This window comes from Cellulomonas bogoriensis 69B4 = DSM 16987 (assembly GCF_000767165.1).
GTDB lineage: Bacteria > Actinomycetota > Actinomycetes > Actinomycetales > Cellulomonadaceae > Actinotalea > Actinotalea bogoriensis.
The window spans coordinates 29,770-48,747 of the sequence record NZ_AXCZ01000004.1; the positions used below are offsets into that span (position 1 = coordinate 29,770).

Sequence of the window (18,978 nt, forward strand, 5' to 3'; positions counted from 1 at the left end):
CGAAGGGCGCCACCCGGGGGTGGCGCCCTTCGTGTCCGGCTGACGACGTCAGTCGCGCTCGACCGTGGTGGTGACCCACCGGTTGTCGTCGAGGGAGACACGGTGGACGTCACCGGTGAGGGTGAGGGCCGCCTCGGTCTCCTTGGTCGCGACCGAGGGACCGACCCACAGCTCGACCGCACCCGGCTCGACGATCTTGACCATGTCACGGTCGGAGAACGCCAGACGCGTGGTGGGCACCGTGAAGGTCACGGTGGCCGTCTCGCCCGCGGCGAGGCGGACGCGCTGGTAACCCAGGAGCTGGGCGACGGGCCGGGTGACGGAACCGACGACGTCACGTGCGTACAACTGGACGACGTCCTCGCCGTCACGGTCGCCGGTGTTGCTGACGGTGACCGTCGCGGTGAAGGTGTCGCCCGCGGCGACCTCGTCAGCAACCGTGAGGCCCGTGTGGGTGAAGGTCGTGTACGACAACCCGTGCCCGAACGCGAGGACGGGCTCGGTGGGAAGGCTGCTGACCTGGCTGGAACCACCGAGCTGGGGGTGCAGGTAGGAGTAGGGCTGGGCACCCGCCGAGCGGGGCAAGGTGATGGGCAGGCGACCGGAGGGGTTGACCCGACCGGACAGGATGCCCGCGACCGCGGCGCCACCTTCTTCGCCGGGGAAGAAGCCCTGGACGACGGCGCCCTTCTCGAAGGCCCAGTCGACCGCGTACGGCCGACCGGTCAGCAGGACCAGGACGACAGGCGTCCCGGTGGCCTGGACGGCCTCGACCAGCTGACGCTGGACGCCGGGCAGCTCGAGGCTGTCCGCGTCGTTGCCCTCGCCGGAGGTGCCGCGGCCGAACAGGCCCGCCTGGTCCCCTGCGACGACGATGGCCACGTCCGCGGCGGACGCCGCGGCGACGGCCGCGTCGAACCCGGAGGTGTCCTCACCCTCGACCTCACAGCCTTGCGTGAAGGTGATGTCGGCACCTGAGAGCTCCTCGCGCAGCGCGCTGAGGACGCTGGGCGCCTCGAAGCCCATCTCGACGTCCGCGTGGTGCGCGAGCACGTGGTTCGCGAACGAGTAGCAGCCGAAGAGCGCCTCGGAGCGGTCGGCGTTGGGCCCGATGACCGCGACCTTGGCCGGGGAGGTGAGGGGCAGGACCCCGTCGTTGGCGAGCAGCACGACCGACTCCTCGGCGAGCTGGAGCGCGATGCGGCGGTGCTCGGGCGAGTCGAGGTCGACGCTCGTGGGCGGCTCGCTCTCGAAGGTCTCGTCGAGCAGTCCGAGCTCTTCCTTCTGCTGCAGCGCCCGGGTGCAGGCGAGGTCCACGAGGGCCTCGTCGACCAGACCGGCACGGATCTTCTCCGCCAGGGGCTCAAGGTAGGCGTTGCCCGTCGGGAGCTCGATGTCGACACCGGCCTCGAGCGCCTTGCCTGCAGCCTCACCGAGGTCACCCGCCACGCCGTGCAGCGCCTGGAGGAACGCGACACCGAAGTAGTCGGCGACGACGGTCCCGTCGAAGCCCCACGTCCCACGCAGCAGGTCGGTGAGCAGGCGACGGTCGGCCGCGACCGGGATCCCGTCGATCTCGGAGTAGGAGTGCATGACCGAACGGACCTTGCCGTCCAGCACCGCCATCTCGAACGGCGGGAGAAGCACGTCGGCCACCTCGCGGGGACCTGCGTGCACCGGCGCGAGGTTACGGCCGGCACGGGAGTTGGAGTAGCCGACGAAGTGCTTGAGCGTGGCGTGGACGCCGGTGCTCTGCAGCCCGCGGACGTACGCCGTGGCGATGGTGCCCACCACGTACGGGTCCTCGGCGATGCACTCCTCGACCCGCCCCCACCTGGCGTCACGGATGACGTCCAGGACAGGGGCGAGACCCTGGTGGATGCCGAGTGTGCGCATCGACTCACCGATGGCCACGCCCATCTCTTCCACGAGCTCGGGGTGGAAGGCCGCCCCCCACGCCAGGGGCGTGGGGAACGTGGCGGCCTTCCACGCGGCGAGCCCGGTGAGGCACTCCTCGTGAACAAGGGCCGGGATGCCCGGGCCTGGCTGGTTCACCAGCGTGCGCTGGGCCTCCCAGAGCCACTGGGCTCGTTCGATCGGGTCGACCGGACGTGTGCCGTAGACCCGGGTGAAGTGACCCAGGCCGTGGCGGGTGGCGTCCTCGAGCTTGGCGGAGGACGCCATCTCCCCCTGCATGGGGGCCACGACGTCACCCCCCTCGTCGACCCAGAAGCCGACGATCTGGGCGAGCTTCTCCTCCAGCGACATGCGCTCGAGGAGGCCCTGGACACGCTCGGACACCACGTCCGAACCGTCCTTCCCTGCGGTGGCGGCCGCAGGCACGGGCGGCTGTAGATCCGACACTGAACGAACTCCCTTGGTCCTTGGTCCGGCTGACGTGGAGGTGAGGGCTCAGCCCTTCACCGCACCCGTCAGCCCGTTCACGATGTAGCGCTGCATCAGCAGGAAGAACACCAACGCCGGGATCATGGAGAGCGACGTGAAGGCCAGCACGGCCGCGGTGTCCTGCGTGTACTGCGTGGAGAACGTCGCCACACCCAGGGGGAGCGTGAAGTTCTCGGGACGACTGAGCAGCAGCAACGGCAGCAGATAGGCGTTCCACGACCCGATGAAGGCCAGCACTCCGACCGTCACCAGGCCGGGACCCGACAGCGGCAGGGCGATCCGGAAGAAGAAGCCCAGACGGGTGGTCCCGTCGATGAGCGCCGCGTCCTCCAGCTCGGTGGGCAGGGCCCGCAGGAACGGGCGCAGGATGACGATCGTCATCGGGAGCCCGAACGCTGCCTGCGGAAGCGCCACACCGAGTGGGCTCTCGGTGAGCCCGAGGTCCCTGGTCAGGATGAACAGCGGAAGGATCGCGACCGTGACGGGGAACAGCAGGCCGAGGACGAAGAAGGTGAAAAGACCTTCCCGGCCCTTGAACTGGTACCGCGCCAGGGCGAATGCCGCCATCACACCGAAGATCACGACGATCGCCGTCGTGATCAGTGCGATCACGGTCGAGTTGAACACCTGCTGCCAGAACGAGCTCGAGGTGAGCACGTTCGCGTAGTTGGTGAAGATCCACGGGTCGGGAAGACCCGCAGGGTTGGCGGCCAGCGCACCGGTGGAACGGAAGCCACCAAGGACGATGTAGATGACCGGGCCCAGCGTGATGCCGATGAGCGCGAGCGCCACGAAGTACACGAAGGGCTGGCTGAAGTTGAACCGGCGCCGACCGGCGAGCTCGAGGTTACTCATGATCAGCCCTTCCTTCCGGACACCGGGTCCTGCACGTCACGGGCCAGCACGAACCGCTGGTAGAAGAGCGCGAGGATGAGCGAGAACGAGAACATGATCACCGCGACCGCGCTGCCGTAACCGAAGCGGAATCGCTCGAAGCCCTGGCCGATGAGGTAGGTCGCCATCGTCTGGGTCGAGTTCGCGGGGCCACCGCCGGTCATGATCCACACCAGGTCGAACAGCTGGATCGATCCGATCATCGACAGGAACGCCCAGATGCGGATCGTCGGGCCGATCATCGGGATGACGATGCGGCGCTGGATCTGCCACCAGGACGCGCCGTCGAGGGCAGCCGCCTCGTGCAGCTCCTCAGGGACGCCCTGCAGGCCGGCGAGGAACAGGATGATCGCGAAGCCGACGTACTTCCACGTCAGGACGCCGAAGAGGGTCCAGAGCGCGATGTCGGGATCAGCCAGCCAGAGCTGCTGCAGGTTCTCCAGGCCGAGGTTCTGCAACGTGGCGTTCGCCGCACCCCTCGGGGTCAGGATGAGCGTCCACATCACACCGGCCACGACCTCGGCCAGCACGTAGGGGATGAAGATGATCGTGCGCAGGGCTCCACGGCCCTTGAGCTTCCGGTTCAGCAGGAGCGCGATGCCCAGACCGATCGGGAGCTGGACGACCAACGAAGCGATGATGATCGTCAGGTTGTTCATCAGGGCGCCCTGGAACACCGAGTTGGTGATCGCTTCGCGGTAGTTCTGGAACCCGATGAAGTCGGTGAGGTCCTGCAGGCCGTTCCACCGGTAGAACGAGTACTGGCCTGCGCGGGTGATGGGGTAGATGACGAAGACGACGTAGAGCAGGATCGCGGGGGTGAGGAAGAAGGCGATCTCCCCGCGCCGGCCCAAGCCCGAGCCTGACCGGCGGCGGGGCCGCCGGTCAGCGGTGGTCGCCGACCGCGCGTGTGCGCGGCCGGCGACCACCGTGTCGCCCGAGCTCTTCGTCGACGTCCGTGCGCTACGCCCGGACTGGTCGCCTAGAGCTCGGTTACTCACTGCTCTGCTGCTGCCCGGACCTCGGCGACCAGACCCTCAGGGTCGATCGAGCCCGCGAAGAGCAGGGCGACTGCGTCGTTCAGAGCCCCACCGACGTTCGGGCCAAGGTAGACGTCGAGGTACAGCTGGACGAACTCCGAGTTGTCACGCGCCTCGATGATCGTCTGCATGATCGGGTCCTCGACGGCCTCCTCGGCACCGGCGGTCACGGGGACCTCACCGATCTCCGCGTAGGCGGTCTGCTGCTCGAGGCTCGCGAGGTAGCCGAGGAACTCGGCGCACTCACGCGGAGCCTGGCTCGAGCAGGAGAATGCGTCGCCACCACCGACGGAGGCGTCGGCGCTACCGGCACCACCCGCGACGGCCGGGAACGGGAACCAACCGAGGTCGTCACCCAGACCCTGCTCGTCCTCGGTGAGGCCGCGCATCACGCCGGCGTTCCACTGGCCCATGAGCTCCATGGTCGCGTTGCCGTTGGCGACGAGACCGGCGGAGCTGGCCGCACCCTGCTGGGCCGCGGTGCCGAGGAAGCCCTCGTTGAACGGCTCAGCGTCGATGAACGCCTGCAGCTGCTCGGCAGCCTCGAGCCAGCACCCGTCCGAGAAGTCGTAGGTCGGAGGGGCGGCAGCGTCGATGATGCTGCTGTCGCAGTTACGCACGACGAAGTAGTTGTAGTAGAACGCCGACGGCCAGCCGTCGCCGACACCCACCGCGATCGGGTCGATGCCCTCAGCCTTGAGCTGCTCGCTGATCTCGAGCAGGTCGTCGACCGTCTCGGGGATGTCAGCACCGATCTGCTCGAAGTGCGCCTGGTTGTACCAGAAGCCCACGACACCGACGGTGTAGGGGATGCCGTAGACGCGGCCCTCGGGCGTGGTCCACCCGGCGACGTTGCCCTCGCCGACACCCTGGATCGCGTCCGGGATCTCGTCGGTGAGGTCCATGAGCAGGCCGGCCTCGACCTGCTCCTGCATCTCGCCGCCGCCCCACTGCTGGAACAGGTCGGGCGGGTCGTTGGACTGGAGCGCCACCGTCAGACGGGTGCGCAGGTCCTCGTTCTGGAGGGCGCTGACGTCGATCGTCACGTGCGGGTTGTCCGCCATGAACTGGTCGGCAGCGTCCTGGAAGAGGCCCAGGCCGGGGTCGTTGTTGTTGTTGTGCCACCACGTGATGGTGACCTGGTCGGGCGAGTCGCCGTTACCGTCGCCCGCAGGAGTCGTCTCCTCCGGGTCGCCGTTGCCACCACAGGCGGCGAGCAGCGCCACGCTCAGACCCAGCGCAATCGCTGAGCCTGCACGAGTTCTCTTCATGATGGGGGGTCCCCTCAGTCGTCGTTGACACTCGGACGTCCGTACCTTCGCAGCCGACCGAGAAGCGTGTCAATCGTTATCGATAACGATATCGACACGGTACTGTTGCGGTGTGCACCCGCTCGGAAGAGTGACCATCGGCGACGTCGCCAGGACGGCAGGCGTGTCCGTGGCGACCGTCTCCAAGGTCATCAACGGCCGGTACGGCGTCGCCGCGGCGACCTCGTCGCGGGTGCGTGCGGTCATCGAGCAGCTCGGGTACGAGTCGAGCCTCGTCGCCCGCAGCCTGCGGTCACACCGCACCCATGTCATCGGCATCCTCGTGGCGGAGTTTGAGCCCTACAGCACCGAACTCCTCAAAGGTACCTCCACAGGCGTGACCGGAACAGGCTATGAGCTGCTCGCCTACTCCGGAGGCGGCCGAGCCGGGGAGGACGTCGGGTGGGAACGTCGGTACCTGTCACGACTGAGCGGCACGCTGATCGACGGAGCGATCCTGGTGACACCCACGGTCGTGGATGTGCAGTTCGGGATACCCGTGGTGGCGGTCGACCCGCACACGGGGCCCTCCGGCCTCCCGACGGTCGACTCCGACAACCTCGCCGGCGCCGTGACCGCCACCGAGCACCTCATCAACCTCGGCCACAAGCGCATCGCGCTTCTCGGAGGCCGACCTGATCTGGAGTCGGCGCGGTTGCGCGAGGAGGGCTACCGCCAAGCCATGGGTGCGGCCGGGATCCCTGTGGACGACGACCTCGTCCGGGTCGGCGGGTACCGGCCCGGGACGTCCGACCGTCCGGCCCGCGAGCTCCTCACCCTGGCGCAGCCGCCCACCGCGGTGTTCGCTGCCAACGACCTCTCCGCGATCCGGGTCATGGAGATCGCCCAGACGCTCGGCTTCCGCATCCCGCAGGACCTCTCGGTCATCGGCTTCGACAACGTGCCGGAGTCGACGATGAGCAGGCCACCGCTGACCACCATCCGACAGCCACTGCAGCAGATGGGCGCCGAGGCCATGCGGATGCTGATCGACCTCATCGACGGCAAGGAGCGTGAGCCGCACCTGTGCCTGCCCACCGAGCTCGTCGAACGGGACTCCTGCGGCCCACCGCGCTGCTGACCGCGTCAGGCCCGCAGAGGCTCACCCCGTCGCGACGTGCGTCGCCCGGTAGTCGTCCTCCAGGATCCCCATCAGCAGTGAGTCGCACCAGAACTCCCCGTCCCGGTGGCTCTCACGCTGACGCCCCTCGACCAGGAACCCCAGGCTCTCGTACAGCATCCGTGCCCGCGGGTTGACGCTCAGGACCTCCAGGGCCACCCGGTGCAGTCCCAGGCCCGCCGGCAGCGGGGCGAAACCGTACGCGAGGACCAGCTCGATGGCCTCCCCGCCGAAGCCCCGACCCCGTTGGCCCGGCCGCAGTGCCAACCGCATCCGCGCGCGCCGGTGTTCCCGGTCGATGTCCTCCAGGACTATCTCGCCCAGGTACTCGTCGGAGCCGTGCGTGATCGCAAGGTCGACGCGGTCGGTGCGGCCGGCGACCTCGGCGCACCACCGCTCCACGTCCTCGCGCGAACGCTCCCGCAGGTCACCGGTCTGACGGCGCCCTTCGGGGTCGCTGAGCATCTCCCACATCGCCTCGACGTCCCCGGGGGCCACCGGCCGGAGCGTGACCAGCTCCCCCTGCAACGGCTCCAGCCACATGCGCGTTCCTCCCTCAGGCGTCCTGCACACGCTCCAGGACGAGCTCACGGACACGGCCGGCGTCCGCCTGGCCGCGGGTCGCCTTCATCACCGCACCGATGATCGCGCCCACCGGCCCCAGGTTCCCGCCACGGATCTTCGCCACGACATCGGGCTGCGCCGCGAGCGCCTCGTCCACCGCCGCCAGGAGGGCGCCGTCGTCCGAGACGACCTCCAGGCCCCGTGCGGTCACGACCTCCTCGGGTGTCCCCTCACCGGCCAGCACCCCGGCGAGCACCTGACGTGCCAGCTTGTCGTTCACCCTGCCGGAGTCCACCAGAGCCTGGAGCCCGGCGATCTGCGACGGGGTCACGGGCAGCTCGGCGAGCTCGACCGCGCGGTCCTTCGCCGCGCGCGCGAGCTCGCCCATCCACCACTTGCGGGCCGCGGCGGGCGCCGCCCCCGCGGCGATGGTGGCCTCGATGAGCTCCACAGCGCCGGCGTTGACCACGTCCCGCATCTCGGCGTCGGCGTACCCCCACTCCCCCTGCAGACGGCGCCGCCGCGCAGCGGGCATCTCGGGCAGGGTGGCGCGGATCTCCTCCACCCACTCCCGGCTCGGGGCCACCGGCACCAGGTCGGGCTCAGGGAAGTACCGGTAGTCCTCGGCGTCGGACTTGACCCGACCCGCGGTGGTCACGCCCGTGTCCTCGTGCCAGTGACGCGTCTCCTGGACCACGGACCGGCCGTCGTCCAGGACCGCGGCCTGACGGGAGACCTCGTACCGCACCGCCCGCTCGACCGAGCGGAAGCTGTTGACGTTCTTGGTCTCGGTCCGGGTGCCCAGGGGCGCGTCGGGGGTGGCCCGCAACGACACGTTGACGTCGGCGCGCACGTTCCCGCGCTCCATCCGTGCCTCCGAGACGTCCAGCGCCCGGAACAGGTCGCGCAGGGTCTGGACGTACGCACGGGCGACCTCGGGGGCCCGTGCGCCCACGCCCGTGATGGGCCTGGTGACGATCTCGACCAGCGGGATGCCCGCACGGTTGTAGTCCACCAGCGAGTACTCGGCGCCGTGGATCCGGCCCGTCGACCCGCCGACGTGGGTGTTCTTGCCCGCGTCCTCCTCCATGTGGGCGCGTTCGATCTCGACGCGGACGACCTCGCCGTCCTCGAGCTCCACGTCGACCCAGCCGTCGAAGGCGATCGGCTCGTCGTACTGCGACGTCTGGAAGTTCTTGGGGACGTCGGGGTAGAAGTAGTTCTTGCGGGCGAACCGGCACAGCGGCGCGATCTCGCAGTTCAGCGCCAGGCCGATGCGGATCGCGTACTCGACCGCACGGCCGTTCAGCGCCGGCAGCGCGCCCGGCAGGCCCAACGACACCGGGGTCACCTGGGTGTTGGGGTCGGCGCCGAAACCGGTCGGGGCCGCGTCGAACATCTTGGTGGCGGTCCCGAGCTCGACGTGGACCTCGATGCCGATCACCGGGTCGAACCGGGCGACGGCCTCGTCGTAGTCCACCAGCGGGGTGGTCATGGTGCTCATCGGTCGCTCCCCTCGGTCACGAGCTCAGGTGCGCGGGCGAGCAGGGGCGAGCCCCACGTCCCCTCCAGCAGCGCCTCCAGCGCCGCACCGACCCGGTACAGGCGTGCGTCCGCGCGCGCCGGTGCCAGGACCTGGAACCCGACCGGCAGGCCATCGTCCGACAGCCCGTTCGGCACGGAGATACCCGGGATCCCGGCCAGGTTCGCGGGGATCGTCGCCACGTCGTTCAGGTACATCGCGAGCGGGTCGTCCAACTTCTCACCCAGCCGGAACGCCGTGGTCGGCGCCGTCGGCGAGACCAGGACGTCGACCTGGTCGAAGGCCGCCGTGAAGTCCCTCTGGATGAGGGTGCGGACCTTCTGCGCGCTACCGTAGTAGGCGTCGTAGTAGCCGGCCGACAGCGCGTACGTCCCGAGGATGATGCGGCGCTTGACCTCGGCACCGAACCCGGCGCCCCGGGTCGCCGCCATCACACGCTCGGCAGTGACCGGGCCCTCGTCCGGCTCGACGCGCAGGCCGAAGCGCATGCCGTCGAACTTCGCCAGGTTGCTCGACGCCTCGCTCGGCAGGATCAGGTAGTACGCGGCCAGGGCGTACACCACGTGCGGGCAGGAGACGCGCACGACCTCGGCACCCGCGCCGCGGAGCAGCTCCAGCGACTCCTCGAACCGGGCACGCACCCCCGGCTGGTACCCCTCACCGTCGAGCTCGTCGACCACGCCGACACGCACACCCGACAGGTCACCCGTCATTCCCTCCCTCGCCGCGGCGACCAGGCCGGTGGCAGGGTCGGACAACGACGTCGCGTCGCGCGGGTCGTGACCGCCGATGACCTCGTGCAGGAGCGCCGAGTCCAGCACGGTGCGCGTGACCGGGCCGGCCTGGTCCAGGCTCGAGGCCAGAGCGATGAGGCCGTACCGGGAGACCCCACCGTAGGTCGGCTTGACCCCCACCGTCCCGGTGACCGCGCCAGGCTGACGGATCGATCCGCCGGTGTCGGTGCCGATCGCCAACGGCGCCTCGTACGCGGCGACCGCGGCGGCGCTCCCGCCCCCGGAGCCACCGGGGATGCGGTCCAGGTCCCACGGGTTGCGCGTCGGCCCGTACCCGGAGTGCTCCGTCGAGGAGCCCATCGCGAACTCGTCCATGTTCGTCTTGCCGAGGATCGGCATCCCCGCCGCGTGCAGCCGCTCCACGAGCGTCGCGTCGTACGGAGGTACCCACCCCTCCAGGATCCGTGACCCCGCGGTGGTGGGCAGGCCCTTCGTCACGACGACGTCCTTGACCGCGATCGGGACGCCCGCGAGCTCGTGCACCGCCTCACCGGCGGCCCGACGGGCGTCGACCTCGCGCGCGGTCCTGAGTGCCTCCTCCGCACTGACGTGGAGGAACGCGTGCACCGCGTCGTCGACCGCCCCGATCCGGTCCAGGTGCGCCTGCGTCACCTCGACGCTGCTCACCTCTCCGCTGCGCAGAGCGGACGCGAGCTCATCGGCCGTGCGCCTGGTCAGGTCCGTGCCGCTCATCAGTCCTCCTCGAGGATCTGGGGTACCGCGAAGCGCCCGTCCTCGGCGGCCGGAGCCCCCGCCAGCGCATCCGCCACCGGAAGGACCTCACCGGTGACGTCCTCGCGGAACACGTTCGTCAGCGGCAACGGGTGGCTGGTCGCGGGAACGTCTGCGGTCGCGATCTCGCTGACCTTGGCGACGGAGTCGACGATCACGTCGAGCTCCCCGGCAAGACGATCCAGCTCGGTCTCGGTGAGGTCGATGCGCGCCAGTCCGGCCAGGCGCGCGACCTCCTCGCGGGAGATGGTGGACATGGTCGCCGAGTCTAGTGGTGCCCCGGCCCGCCAGGGACCCTGCTAGGCGTCGGACGGCGGCCGGGCGGTGCTCTCGCGCACCACCAGCGTGTTCGCCAGGTCCATGCGCGTGCTCGACGGGCGCTCGCCCCGGCTCAGCGCGAGGACCAGCCGGGTGGCCTGCTGCGCCATCTCCATCAGGGGCTGCTCGACCGTCGTCAGGGTGGGCCCCACCCAGACCGCGGCGTCGATGTTGTCGTACCCCACCACGGACACGTCCTGCGGCACGTGCAGGCTCAGGTCCCTGGCCGCCTTGTAGACCCCCAGGGCCTGCAGGTCGCTGCCGGCGAAGATGGCGGTCGGCCGGTCGGCCAGCTGCAGCAGGTCCAGCCCGTGCCGGTGGCCGCCGTCCACCGAGAAGTTCCCGTGCCGGATGAACCGCGGGTCGACGGGCACCCCGTGCGCCTCGAGCGCCGCGCGGTACCCGGCGATCCGCGCCGTGCTGCACGGGACGTCCTGGGCGCTGCCGATCACCGCGATCCGGCGGTGCCCCAGACCGAGGAGGTGCCTGGTGGCGACCATGCCGCCGTTGAAGTTCGCCGAGCCGATCGACGGGACGTCGTCGACCTCCTCACCCACGGGGTCGACCACGACGAAGGGGATGTTCCGGGCCTCCAGCTGTCGCCGCTGCGAGGCCTCCAGGTCCGAGAACACCATGATCGCGCCCAGCGGGCGGCGCTTGAGCACGCTCTCGAGCCACTCCGTCCGGGGTATCCGACCCTCGCCCGCCTCGGAGAGGACGACCTCGACACCCGCCTCGCGGGCCACGTCCTCCACCCCCCGGATGAGCTCCATCGCCCACGGGCTCCCCAGCCGGTGGAACACCAGGTCCACCATCGGGGCGTTCGTCGCAGGCGCCACCCGCCGCCGCCGGTAGCCGTGGTGCTGGATCAGCTCCTCGATGCGGACCCTGGTCGCCTCGGCGACGTCCGCACGCCCGTTGAGTACCTTGGAGACGGTCGGGACCGAGACGCCCGCCTCCTCGGCGATCGTCGCGATGGTCGCTCGTTCGTTGCTGATCGGTCCACGTCCTTCGTCCTCGGCCCGCAGGGCCCCCCGTCTCACCGGACCACGTCCGGCGAAGCGTACCGCCGCGATCCACGGCCATCCCGGGAGCGACACCTCGCCGACCTTGACCCTCCCGTGCGCCCATCCTAGTGTCTGGGCACCGGTGTATCGGAGCATCGGCCGACATTTTCGAGGAGTCTCGGTGCCCACACCCCTGTCAACGGCCAGCAGCAGGGACCGGATCGCGCAGGCGCGGGTGGTGGTGACCTCACCCACGCGCAACTTCGTGACGCTCGTGGTCACCACCGAGGACGGGACCGTCGGGATCGGTGACGCGACCCTCAACGGCCGCGAGCTCGCCGTCGCGGCCTACCTGGACGAGCACCTGGTCCCGCTCCTGGTCGGACGGGACGCCGGACGGATCGAGGACACCTGGCAGTACCTCTACCGCGGCGCCTACTGGCGCGGGGGCCCCGTCGGCATGAGCGCGTTGGCAGCGGTGGACACCGCCCTGTGGGACATCAAGGCCAAGCGGGCCGACCTCCCGCTCCACCAGCTGCTCGGCGGACGCAGCCGGGACAAGGTGCGCGTGTACGGGCACGCGACCGGCGAGACCATCGAGGAGACCGTCGCCGACGTGGGCCGGCTCATCGACCTGGGCTACACGGCCGTCCGCGCCCAGACCGCCGTGCCCGGCGGGACCGGGACCTACGGCGTGAGCCGGCCCGGGGAGATCTACGACCCCGCCCACGGCTCCCTGCCCGAGGAGACCGTGTGGGACACCCGCTCCTACCTGACCCACGTGCCCCGCCTCTTCGAGGCGCTGCGCGACACCTACGGCTTCGAGATCGCGCTCCTGCACGACGTGCACCACCGGCTCACCCCGATCGAGGCCGCCCGCCTGGGGGCCTCGCTCGAGCCCTACGACCTGTTCTGGATCGAGGACCCGACGCCGGCCGAGGACCAGACCGCCTTCCGTCTCATCCGTCAGCACACCCGCACCCCGATCGCGACCGGTGAGGTCCTGAGCTCGGTCCACAGCGTGCAGACGCTCATCACCGAGCGCCTCGTGGACTACGTGCGGACGACGGTGACCCACGCGGGCGGCCTGACCCACCTGCGGCGGATCTTCGACCTGGCCCACCTGTACGGCGTCAGGTCCGGGTCGCACGGTGCGACGGACCTGTCACCGGTGTGCCTGGGCGCAGCGGTCCACCTGGACACCGCGATCCCCAACTTCGGGATCCAGGAGTACATGGCGCACTCCGCGCTCACCGACAGCGTGTTCCCGCACTCCTACCGCTTCGCCGACGGGTACCTCCACGTCGGTGAGGACCCCGGCCACGGCGTGCACCTGGACGAGGAGAAGGCCGCCGAGCACCCGTACTCGCCGGCCTACCTCCCCGTCGCTCGGCTGGCCGACGGGTCCGTCCACGACTGGTGACCCCGACCCGCACCCGATCTCAGTAGATGGTGCGCCCCCGCGCGTCGTCCACACCCGAGGCCCGCCGGAAGTAGGTGTTCACCTGGTCGCGCCACTCCCTGGCCGAGCGGAGCTGCTCGGCCAGGCGCCCCGACACACGTTCAGCGAGCGCACCGTCGACCTGGTCCGCCACCTGCTCCCACCGGGCGACCATGGCCTGGACCTCCTCGACGCCCTGGAAGTGGGTGTCGTAGATGTGCTGGATGACGGTCCTGCCGGAGGCGAGCTCGTGCCCGTACGGCACGTGGTGGAAGAACAGCAGCAGCTCGTCCGGGCAGCGGTCCACCGACTCGTAGACGGAGGCCCACGGCTCCCTGTACTGACCCGTGTAGCCCGTGCCGGTGGCGACGGTGCGGTCCACGCCCACGCCGTCGCGGTCGGCGAAGTGGTACGTGCCCCAGGCCGAGTACTCGTAGCCCTCGATGCTCGGCCCGTAGTGGTGCCCCGGCTCGACCATCCACCCCACCCCGAGCGGTGAGGTGTAGCGCTCGTAGGTGAGCCAGGACCCGGCCAGGATGTCGACCACGGCACGCTGCACGTCGGGCAGGTCCGGGTACGTCAGCCGCGACCACCGGTGCAGCAGGTCGTCGGGGTCCGACGCGGGGTCCCACGCGAGGCGGCCGTAGGCGTACAGGTTGGCCTGCGCCCAGGGGTGGCCCGTCCAGTACACGTCGTCGCCGATGTTGGAGACGGCGGCGACCCCGGCCACGGGGCGCGCGAAGGTCCGTCCCGCCACGACGTCGCGCACGGCCGCGCCGGACGGCGCCCGGGGGTCTGCGCTGCGGGTGTCGAAGTCCAGGACCTGCTTCCACTGCGGCGCCAGGTAGCAGGCGTGCTTCTGCTGCCCGGTGTACTCCTGCGCGATCTGCAGCTCCATGACCACGTTGGTGCGTTCCAGGCCCCCGAGGAGCGGCGACACCGGCTCACGGACCTGGAAGTCCATGGGCCCGTTCTTGACCTGCAGGACGACGTTGTCGGCGAACTCCCCGTCCAGCGGCATGAAGTGGTCGTACGCGGCTCGCGCGCGGTCGGTCCGCCGGTCCCGCCAGTCCTGTCGGCAGTCGTAGACGAAGCAGCGCCAGAAGACGGTCCCTCCGTGCGGCCGCAGTGCTTCAGCCAGCATGTTGGCGCCGTCGGCGTGGGTGCGACCGTAGGTGAACGGACCCGGCCGGTTCTCGGAGTCGGCCTTGACCAGGTAACCACCCAGGTCGGGCACCTGGGCGAACAGCGCCTCGGACGCCTGCACCCACCACTGCCGCACCTGGGGGTCGAGCGGGTCGGCCGTCCCCAGGCCGCCGATCTCGATAGGTGCGGCGTAGTTGATGCTGAGGTAGGTCGCGATCCCGTGGTCGGCGAACGTGCGCGCGAGGTCCGCGACGTCCTGGACGTGGTCGGTCATGAGGCGGGTCTCGGGGCCGTGGACGTTGACGTTGTTCAGGGACAGGGCGTTGATCCCCACCGACGCCAGCAGCCGGGCGTAGTCCTTCACGCGCCGCCGGTCCTGCACGACCGCGCCGTCGGCGTAGAAGATCGAGTCCCCGGAGTACCCGCGCTCCACGCTTCCCATGGGGGCGTCGGCACTCAGGTTGTCCCACTGGTTGACCATCCGGACCGGGCAGGTGGGCTCCTCGCGCCGGGTGGAGCCGTCGAACACCGCGAGCCCGTCGCGCAGCAGCGCGTAGAAGCCGTGCAGCAGGCCACGGGCGTCAGCGGCGGTGAGCAGGTCGGTGCCGGCGTGGGTGGTCGTGACATAGCCTTCCGGACCCAGCCCCACGAGCGCGGGCTCGACGGCCGCAGCCATCCCCGGGTGGGTGAGCGCGAGGTCCTCGTGGGTGGCGAGCAGCAGGGCGTGCTCACCCGGCTTCGTGGTGCCGGGGCCGGGCGCCACCTCCGCCGCCGCCGCGGCGAGCTCCTCCCGGATCGTCGTCTGCAGCCGCCCGTCGCCGAGGACCTGGGGGCCGTGACCGAGCAGTGGCAGGACGTGCTGCGGCCGGAGCCAGCAGGAGTCGGACGTCGAGAACCAGGGCGTCGTCGCCATGTCTTGCCTCTCCTGGGCCGGGGGTCGGCCTCTGAAACTATCGGTGTCAGGTCCGAGAGTTCAGCCTAGCGCCCGGTTCTCCCCCGTCAACACCGACCGAGGACCTCATTCGTGCGCGCTCGCCACGAGCGCCAGCAGTGCGAGTGCGTACGCGTCAGCGGGCTCCTGCGCCCGGTGCACCGACACGGGACGGTCCCCGACACGGGTGGTGACCTCGTACACCGGCACGCCGGTCTCGGCCTCGGCGCCCGCGGCCTCGTCCTCGCCCTCCCCGGTCGCGGCCCGCACCAGGGACTCGAACGCGCCACCGAGGAGGTCGCGCAACTGGTCCTCGCGCGGCATCCACAGCGCTTCCTCCAACGCCACCGAGTCCAGAGCCCACTCGGTGGTGCCGTTGAACCCCAGGATCGTTCCCGTCGGGTACCGGCGGGCCTCGATGGTCATCTCGCTGAGGGTGAAGAGCTCCTCGTCCAACCCCGGCTGCGGGATCACGAACCGGTCGCCGGCCACAGGATCCCACCGGACCCCCTCGTCACGGAGGGCGGCGGCGAGCTCGGCGGAGATCATGGCGCCAGTGTGCGCCACGGGCCCGCCTCCGTGCACGCCGGGCGGTCAGTCCGTCGTGTACACCAGCATGACCTGCCCTCCCGCCGGCCAGTCCCGGTCCGGGCACCGGACCAGCCCGAGCCGGTCGTACATGCGCCGCGCCGCGTGCATCGAGGGCATGGTCGACAGCACCACCGCAGCGGCGCCCGCGGTCCTCGCGCGGTCGATCCCCGCGCGCAGCAGCACCTCACCCACACCCTGGCCACGGGTGCCCGGGTCGACCGCCAGCATCCGCAGCTCCCACTCCCCCTCGGCCGCGACCTCCGCGTACGGCGACCCCGGGGACGCGACGGTGATCGTCCCGACGACCCGGTCGTCCACGAGCGCGACCAGGACGGTCGCCTGCTCGGCTCGTCGCACCGCGTCACGCAGCTCACCCAGGTAGCCGTGGTCCGGAGCCACGAGCTCGTCCGCGAGGTAGGCGCCCGCGGTGAGCTCCCCCACCCGGGCCACCTCCACGTCCCGGACGGGACGGACCTCGACCGTCACGATGACTCGCCCCCGCCCGGGGCGACCAGGCCCACCGCCCCGGGCCCCCCTTCCAGCAGGCGCCGGAAGCCGGCCTCGTCGAGGATCGGGACACCCAGCTCCAGGGCCTTGGCCTCCTTGGACCCGGCGTTCTCACCCACGACCACGACGTGGGTGCGCTTGGACACGCTGCCCGCGGCCCGGCCGCCGCGCACCAGCACGGCCTCCTTGGCACTGTCCCTCGAGAAGCCCTCCAGGGACCCCGTCACCACGACCGTCATCCCCTCGAGGGTCCGCGGCACGGACTCGTCCCGCTCGTCGCGCATCTGCACGCCCGCCGCGGCCCACGACTCGACGATCTCCACGTGCCAGTCGACCTCGAACCAGTCCCGCACCGCAGCCGCGATGGTCGGGCCCACCCCCTCGACGGCGGCCAGCCGCTCCTCGTCGGCGGCCCGGATCACCTCCAGGGACCCGAACGCCGTGGCCAGGGCGCGGGCCGCGGTGGGGCCCACGTGCCGGATCGACAGCGCCACGAGCACCCGCCACAGCGGCTGTGCCCGGGCCTTGTCCAGCTCGGCGAACAGCCTGTCGGTGTTCGCGTGCGGCTTGGACGGGGTGCGGGCGGTCGGCTTGGTCCAGAAGTGCAGCCGGTCCTCCCACATCCCGGTGCCTGCGCCGGCCTTCTTGATCTCCCGCCACACGCGCACGCCGGCCAGGTCCTGCGCGGTGAGGTCGAACAGGCCGGCCTCGCTGGACAGGACCGGCTGCTGGGGTGGAGGGAGCTCCTCGGGTACCGGCCCGTCGAGCCCGTGCGGCCGGTAGACGGAGGCGTCGACGGGGCGGCCGTGCTCGGGCGCGGTCAGCGCGATCGCCGCCTCCCAGCCCATCGCCTCGATGTCCAGCGCGTTGCGCGAGGCGATGTGCGCCACACGTTCGCTCAGCTGGGCCGGGCACGAGCGCGTGTTCGGGCACCGGATGTCGACGTCGCCCTCCTTCGCTGGCGCCAGGAGCGTCCCGCACGACGGGCAGTGCGTCGGCATCACGAACGCGCGTTCGGACCCGTCCCGCAGGTCCACGACCGGCCCGACGATCTCGGGGATCACGTCCCCCGCCTTGCGCAGCACCACGGTGTCGCCGATCAGCACGCCCTTGCGTCGTACCTCCGAGGCGTTGTGGAGCGTGGCCATCTCGACCGTGGACCCCGCCACCTTCGCCGGCTCCATCACGCCGTAGGGCGTGACGCGGCCGGTACGACCGACGTTGACGCGGATGTCCAGCAGACGGGTGTTGACCTCCTCGGGCGGGTACTTGAACGCCACCGCCCACCGCGGGGCGCGGCTGGTGGCGCCCAGGCGGCGCTGCAGCGCCGTCTCGTCGACCTTGACCACGACCCCGTCGATCTCGTGCTCGACGTCGTGCCGGTGCGCGGCGTAGTGGTCGATCATCTCCTGGATCCCGGAGCGGTCTGCCACCACCCGTGTGTGGGGTGAGACCGGCAGGCCCCAGGAGGCGAGCAGCTCGTAGGTCTGCGACTGGCGCGCGGTCGCCTGCTCGCGGCCCGCCCACCGCATGGCCCCGATCCCGTGGCAGTACATCCGCAACGGACGCGAGGCGGTGACCCTCGGGTCCTTCTGGCGCAGCGACCCGGCGGCGGAGTTCCTGGGGTTGGCGAAGGGCGGCTTGCCGGCCGCGACCTGGGCCTCGTTCAGCGCCACGAAGCCCTCGACCGGCAGGAACACCTCTGCCCGGACCTCGATGAGTCCGGGGTGGTCCTCTCCCTGCAGGACGTGGGGCACCCCCTGGATCGTGCGGACGTTGAGGGTCACGTCCTCACCGGTACGACCATCACCCCTGGTCGCTGCCCGGACCAGGCGGCCGTCCTCGTACAGCAGCGCCACGGCCAACCCGTCGATCTTGAGCTCGCACAGGTAGTGCAGGTCCTCACCGGCCTGCTCCAGCTCCCGCCGGACGCGCCCCTCCCACGCCGCCAGGTCCTCGGCCGAGAACGCGTTGTCCAGGCTGAGCATCCGCTCGACGTGGTCCACGGGTGTGAACTCCGTCGAGAACGTCCCCCCGACCTGCTGGGTCGGGGAGTCCGGCGTGCGCAGCCCGTACTGGGGGTAGGCGTCCTCGAGCGCCACGAGCCTGCGCAGGAGCGCGTCGTAGGCCGCGTCGCTCACCACCGGCGCGTCACGCAGGTAGTACGCGAACTGGTGCTCACGCACCTGCGCGGCCAGCTCGGCCCACAGGTGTCGTGCCTGGGTCTGGTCCAGACCGGTGTCGGGCGAAGGGGGATCCACCGTGGCGCTCACCGCGACATCATCGCGCCAACCCACGACACCGCGCTCCTCGGACCACCGCCCGACCCCAGCACACGGCTCCCACGACCGTCCCCGACCCCGGCCTCAGCCCTGCGCGGTGCGCCCCAGGAGCTCGGCGACGCCCGCTGCGACCTGGACCGCCGAGCGGACCTCGCGGGTCTCGGAGAGCACCAGGTCGCCACCGGACAGGCTCGCCGACGTCTCCACGTGCACCACGACGTCCGCCAGGCCGGCCGGGTCCAGCCCGACGGCGGCCCAGGGCCGGGCGATCATCGGCGCGAGCTGGTCGGCCTCGGCCGGACGCCACCGGCGCTGCTGCGGCAGACCGAACCACATCCGCTGCCCGCCCTCG

Annotated in this window: 15 protein-coding genes and 1 pseudogene; 2 read left to right on the plus strand and 14 right to left on the minus strand. The window is 70.9% G+C overall.

Translation table 11 applies throughout. The features are described 5' to 3' along the window. Positions 1 to 48: 48 nt before the first annotated feature. The 4 genes from N869_RS01055 to N869_RS01070 form a co-directional block, all read right to left on the minus strand. Entirely contained in the window at positions 49 to 2,304 is a 2,256-nt protein-coding gene (locus N869_RS01055; protein WP_035056627.1) for a beta-xylosidase/alpha-l-arabinosidase, read from the minus strand. Between the two features lie 108 nt (positions 2,305 to 2,412). After that, the gene (locus N869_RS01060; RefSeq protein WP_035056630.1) at positions 2,413 to 3,261 is read right to left on the minus strand and encodes a carbohydrate ABC transporter permease; all 849 of its coding nucleotides are present in this window, start codon (positions 3,259 to 3,261) and stop codon (positions 2,413 to 2,415) included. Between the two features lie 2 nt (positions 3,262 to 3,263). Next, on the minus strand, positions 3,264 to 4,154 hold the full coding sequence (locus tag N869_RS01065) for a carbohydrate ABC transporter permease (protein ID WP_232229544.1): 891 nt from the start codon (positions 4,152 to 4,154) through the stop codon (positions 3,264 to 3,266). Between the two features lie 143 nt (positions 4,155 to 4,297). Beyond that, positions 4,298 to 5,611 carry an ABC transporter substrate-binding protein gene (locus N869_RS01070; RefSeq protein ID WP_084136310.1) on the minus strand — a complete coding sequence of 438 codons (1,314 nt, stop codon included), beginning with the start codon at positions 5,609 to 5,611 and terminating at the stop codon, positions 4,298 to 4,300. 112 nt (positions 5,612 to 5,723) lie between these two features. Here N869_RS01070 and N869_RS01075 point away from each other — a divergent pair, with 112 nt between their 5' ends. Next, complete coding sequence (locus tag N869_RS01075) at positions 5,724 to 6,731, plus strand: LacI family DNA-binding transcriptional regulator (RefSeq protein WP_035056636.1); 1,008 nt, start codon at positions 5,724 to 5,726, stop codon at positions 6,729 to 6,731. Between the two features lie 21 nt (positions 6,732 to 6,752). On the opposite strand, the gene N869_RS01080 is transcribed toward N869_RS01075, so the two are convergent. From N869_RS01080 to N869_RS01100, 5 genes are read right to left on the minus strand one after another with little or no spacing between them, the layout of a single operon-like run. Further along, entirely contained in the window at positions 6,753 to 7,313 is a 561-nt protein-coding gene (locus tag N869_RS01080) for a GNAT family N-acetyltransferase (protein ID WP_035056639.1), read from the minus strand. Between the two features lie 13 nt (positions 7,314 to 7,326). After that, on the minus strand, positions 7,327 to 8,838 hold the full coding sequence (gene gatB / locus N869_RS01085) for an Asp-tRNA(Asn)/Glu-tRNA(Gln) amidotransferase subunit GatB (RefSeq protein ID WP_035056642.1): 1,512 nt from the start codon (positions 8,836 to 8,838) through the stop codon (positions 7,327 to 7,329). Then, positions 8,835 to 10,364, minus strand: coding sequence for an Asp-tRNA(Asn)/Glu-tRNA(Gln) amidotransferase subunit GatA (gene gatA, locus N869_RS01090; RefSeq protein ID WP_035056645.1), 1,530 nt, complete (start codon positions 10,362 to 10,364; stop codon positions 8,835 to 8,837). Before gatA ends, gatB begins: the two co-directional genes overlap by 4 nt. Beyond that, positions 10,364 to 10,660, minus strand: coding sequence for an Asp-tRNA(Asn)/Glu-tRNA(Gln) amidotransferase subunit GatC (gatC, locus tag N869_RS01095; protein ID WP_035056648.1), 297 nt, complete (start codon positions 10,658 to 10,660; stop codon positions 10,364 to 10,366). The genes gatA and gatC overlap by 1 nt, the downstream gene beginning before the upstream one ends. Positions 10,661 to 10,702: 42 nt before the next feature. Next, the gene (locus N869_RS01100; RefSeq protein ID WP_198025918.1) at positions 10,703 to 11,764 is read right to left on the minus strand and encodes a LacI family DNA-binding transcriptional regulator; all 1,062 of its coding nucleotides are present in this window, start codon (positions 11,762 to 11,764) and stop codon (positions 10,703 to 10,705) included. Between the two features lie 145 nt (positions 11,765 to 11,909). On the opposite strand from N869_RS01100, the gene manD reads away from it, so the two are divergent. Continuing rightward, positions 11,910 to 13,151 (plus strand): D-mannonate dehydratase ManD, encoded by a 1,242-nt coding sequence (manD, locus tag N869_RS01105; protein ID WP_269545853.1) that lies wholly within the window; start codon positions 11,910 to 11,912, stop codon positions 13,149 to 13,151. Positions 13,152 to 13,170: 19 nt separating this feature from the next. Here the strand turns inward: manD and N869_RS01110 are convergent, their stop codons facing one another. The 5 genes and pseudogenes from N869_RS01110 to N869_RS17610 form a co-directional block, all read right to left on the minus strand. Beyond that, positions 13,171 to 15,228 carry an alpha-glucuronidase gene (locus N869_RS01110; protein WP_084136311.1) on the minus strand — a complete coding sequence of 686 codons (2,058 nt, stop codon included), beginning with the start codon at positions 15,226 to 15,228 and terminating at the stop codon, positions 13,171 to 13,173. Between the two features lie 105 nt (positions 15,229 to 15,333). Continuing rightward, positions 15,334 to 15,795, minus strand: coding sequence for a hypothetical protein (locus tag N869_RS01115; protein ID WP_035056651.1), 462 nt, complete (start codon positions 15,793 to 15,795; stop codon positions 15,334 to 15,336). Positions 15,796 to 15,840: 45 nt separating this feature from the next. Beyond that, positions 15,841 to 16,323, minus strand: a complete 483-nt coding sequence (locus tag N869_RS01120) for a GNAT family N-acetyltransferase (protein WP_052104817.1) — start codon at positions 16,321 to 16,323, stop codon at positions 15,841 to 15,843. After that, positions 16,320 to 18,617 carry an NAD-dependent DNA ligase LigA gene (gene ligA, locus N869_RS01125; RefSeq protein ID WP_035056654.1) on the minus strand — a complete coding sequence of 766 codons (2,298 nt, stop codon included), beginning with the start codon at positions 18,615 to 18,617 and terminating at the stop codon, positions 16,320 to 16,322. Before ligA ends, N869_RS01120 begins: the two co-directional genes overlap by 4 nt. Before the next feature lie 93 nt (positions 18,618 to 18,710). Beyond that, positions 18,711 to 18,978 (minus strand): annotated as a pseudogene (locus tag N869_RS17610) (hypothetical protein); the annotation flags it as partial.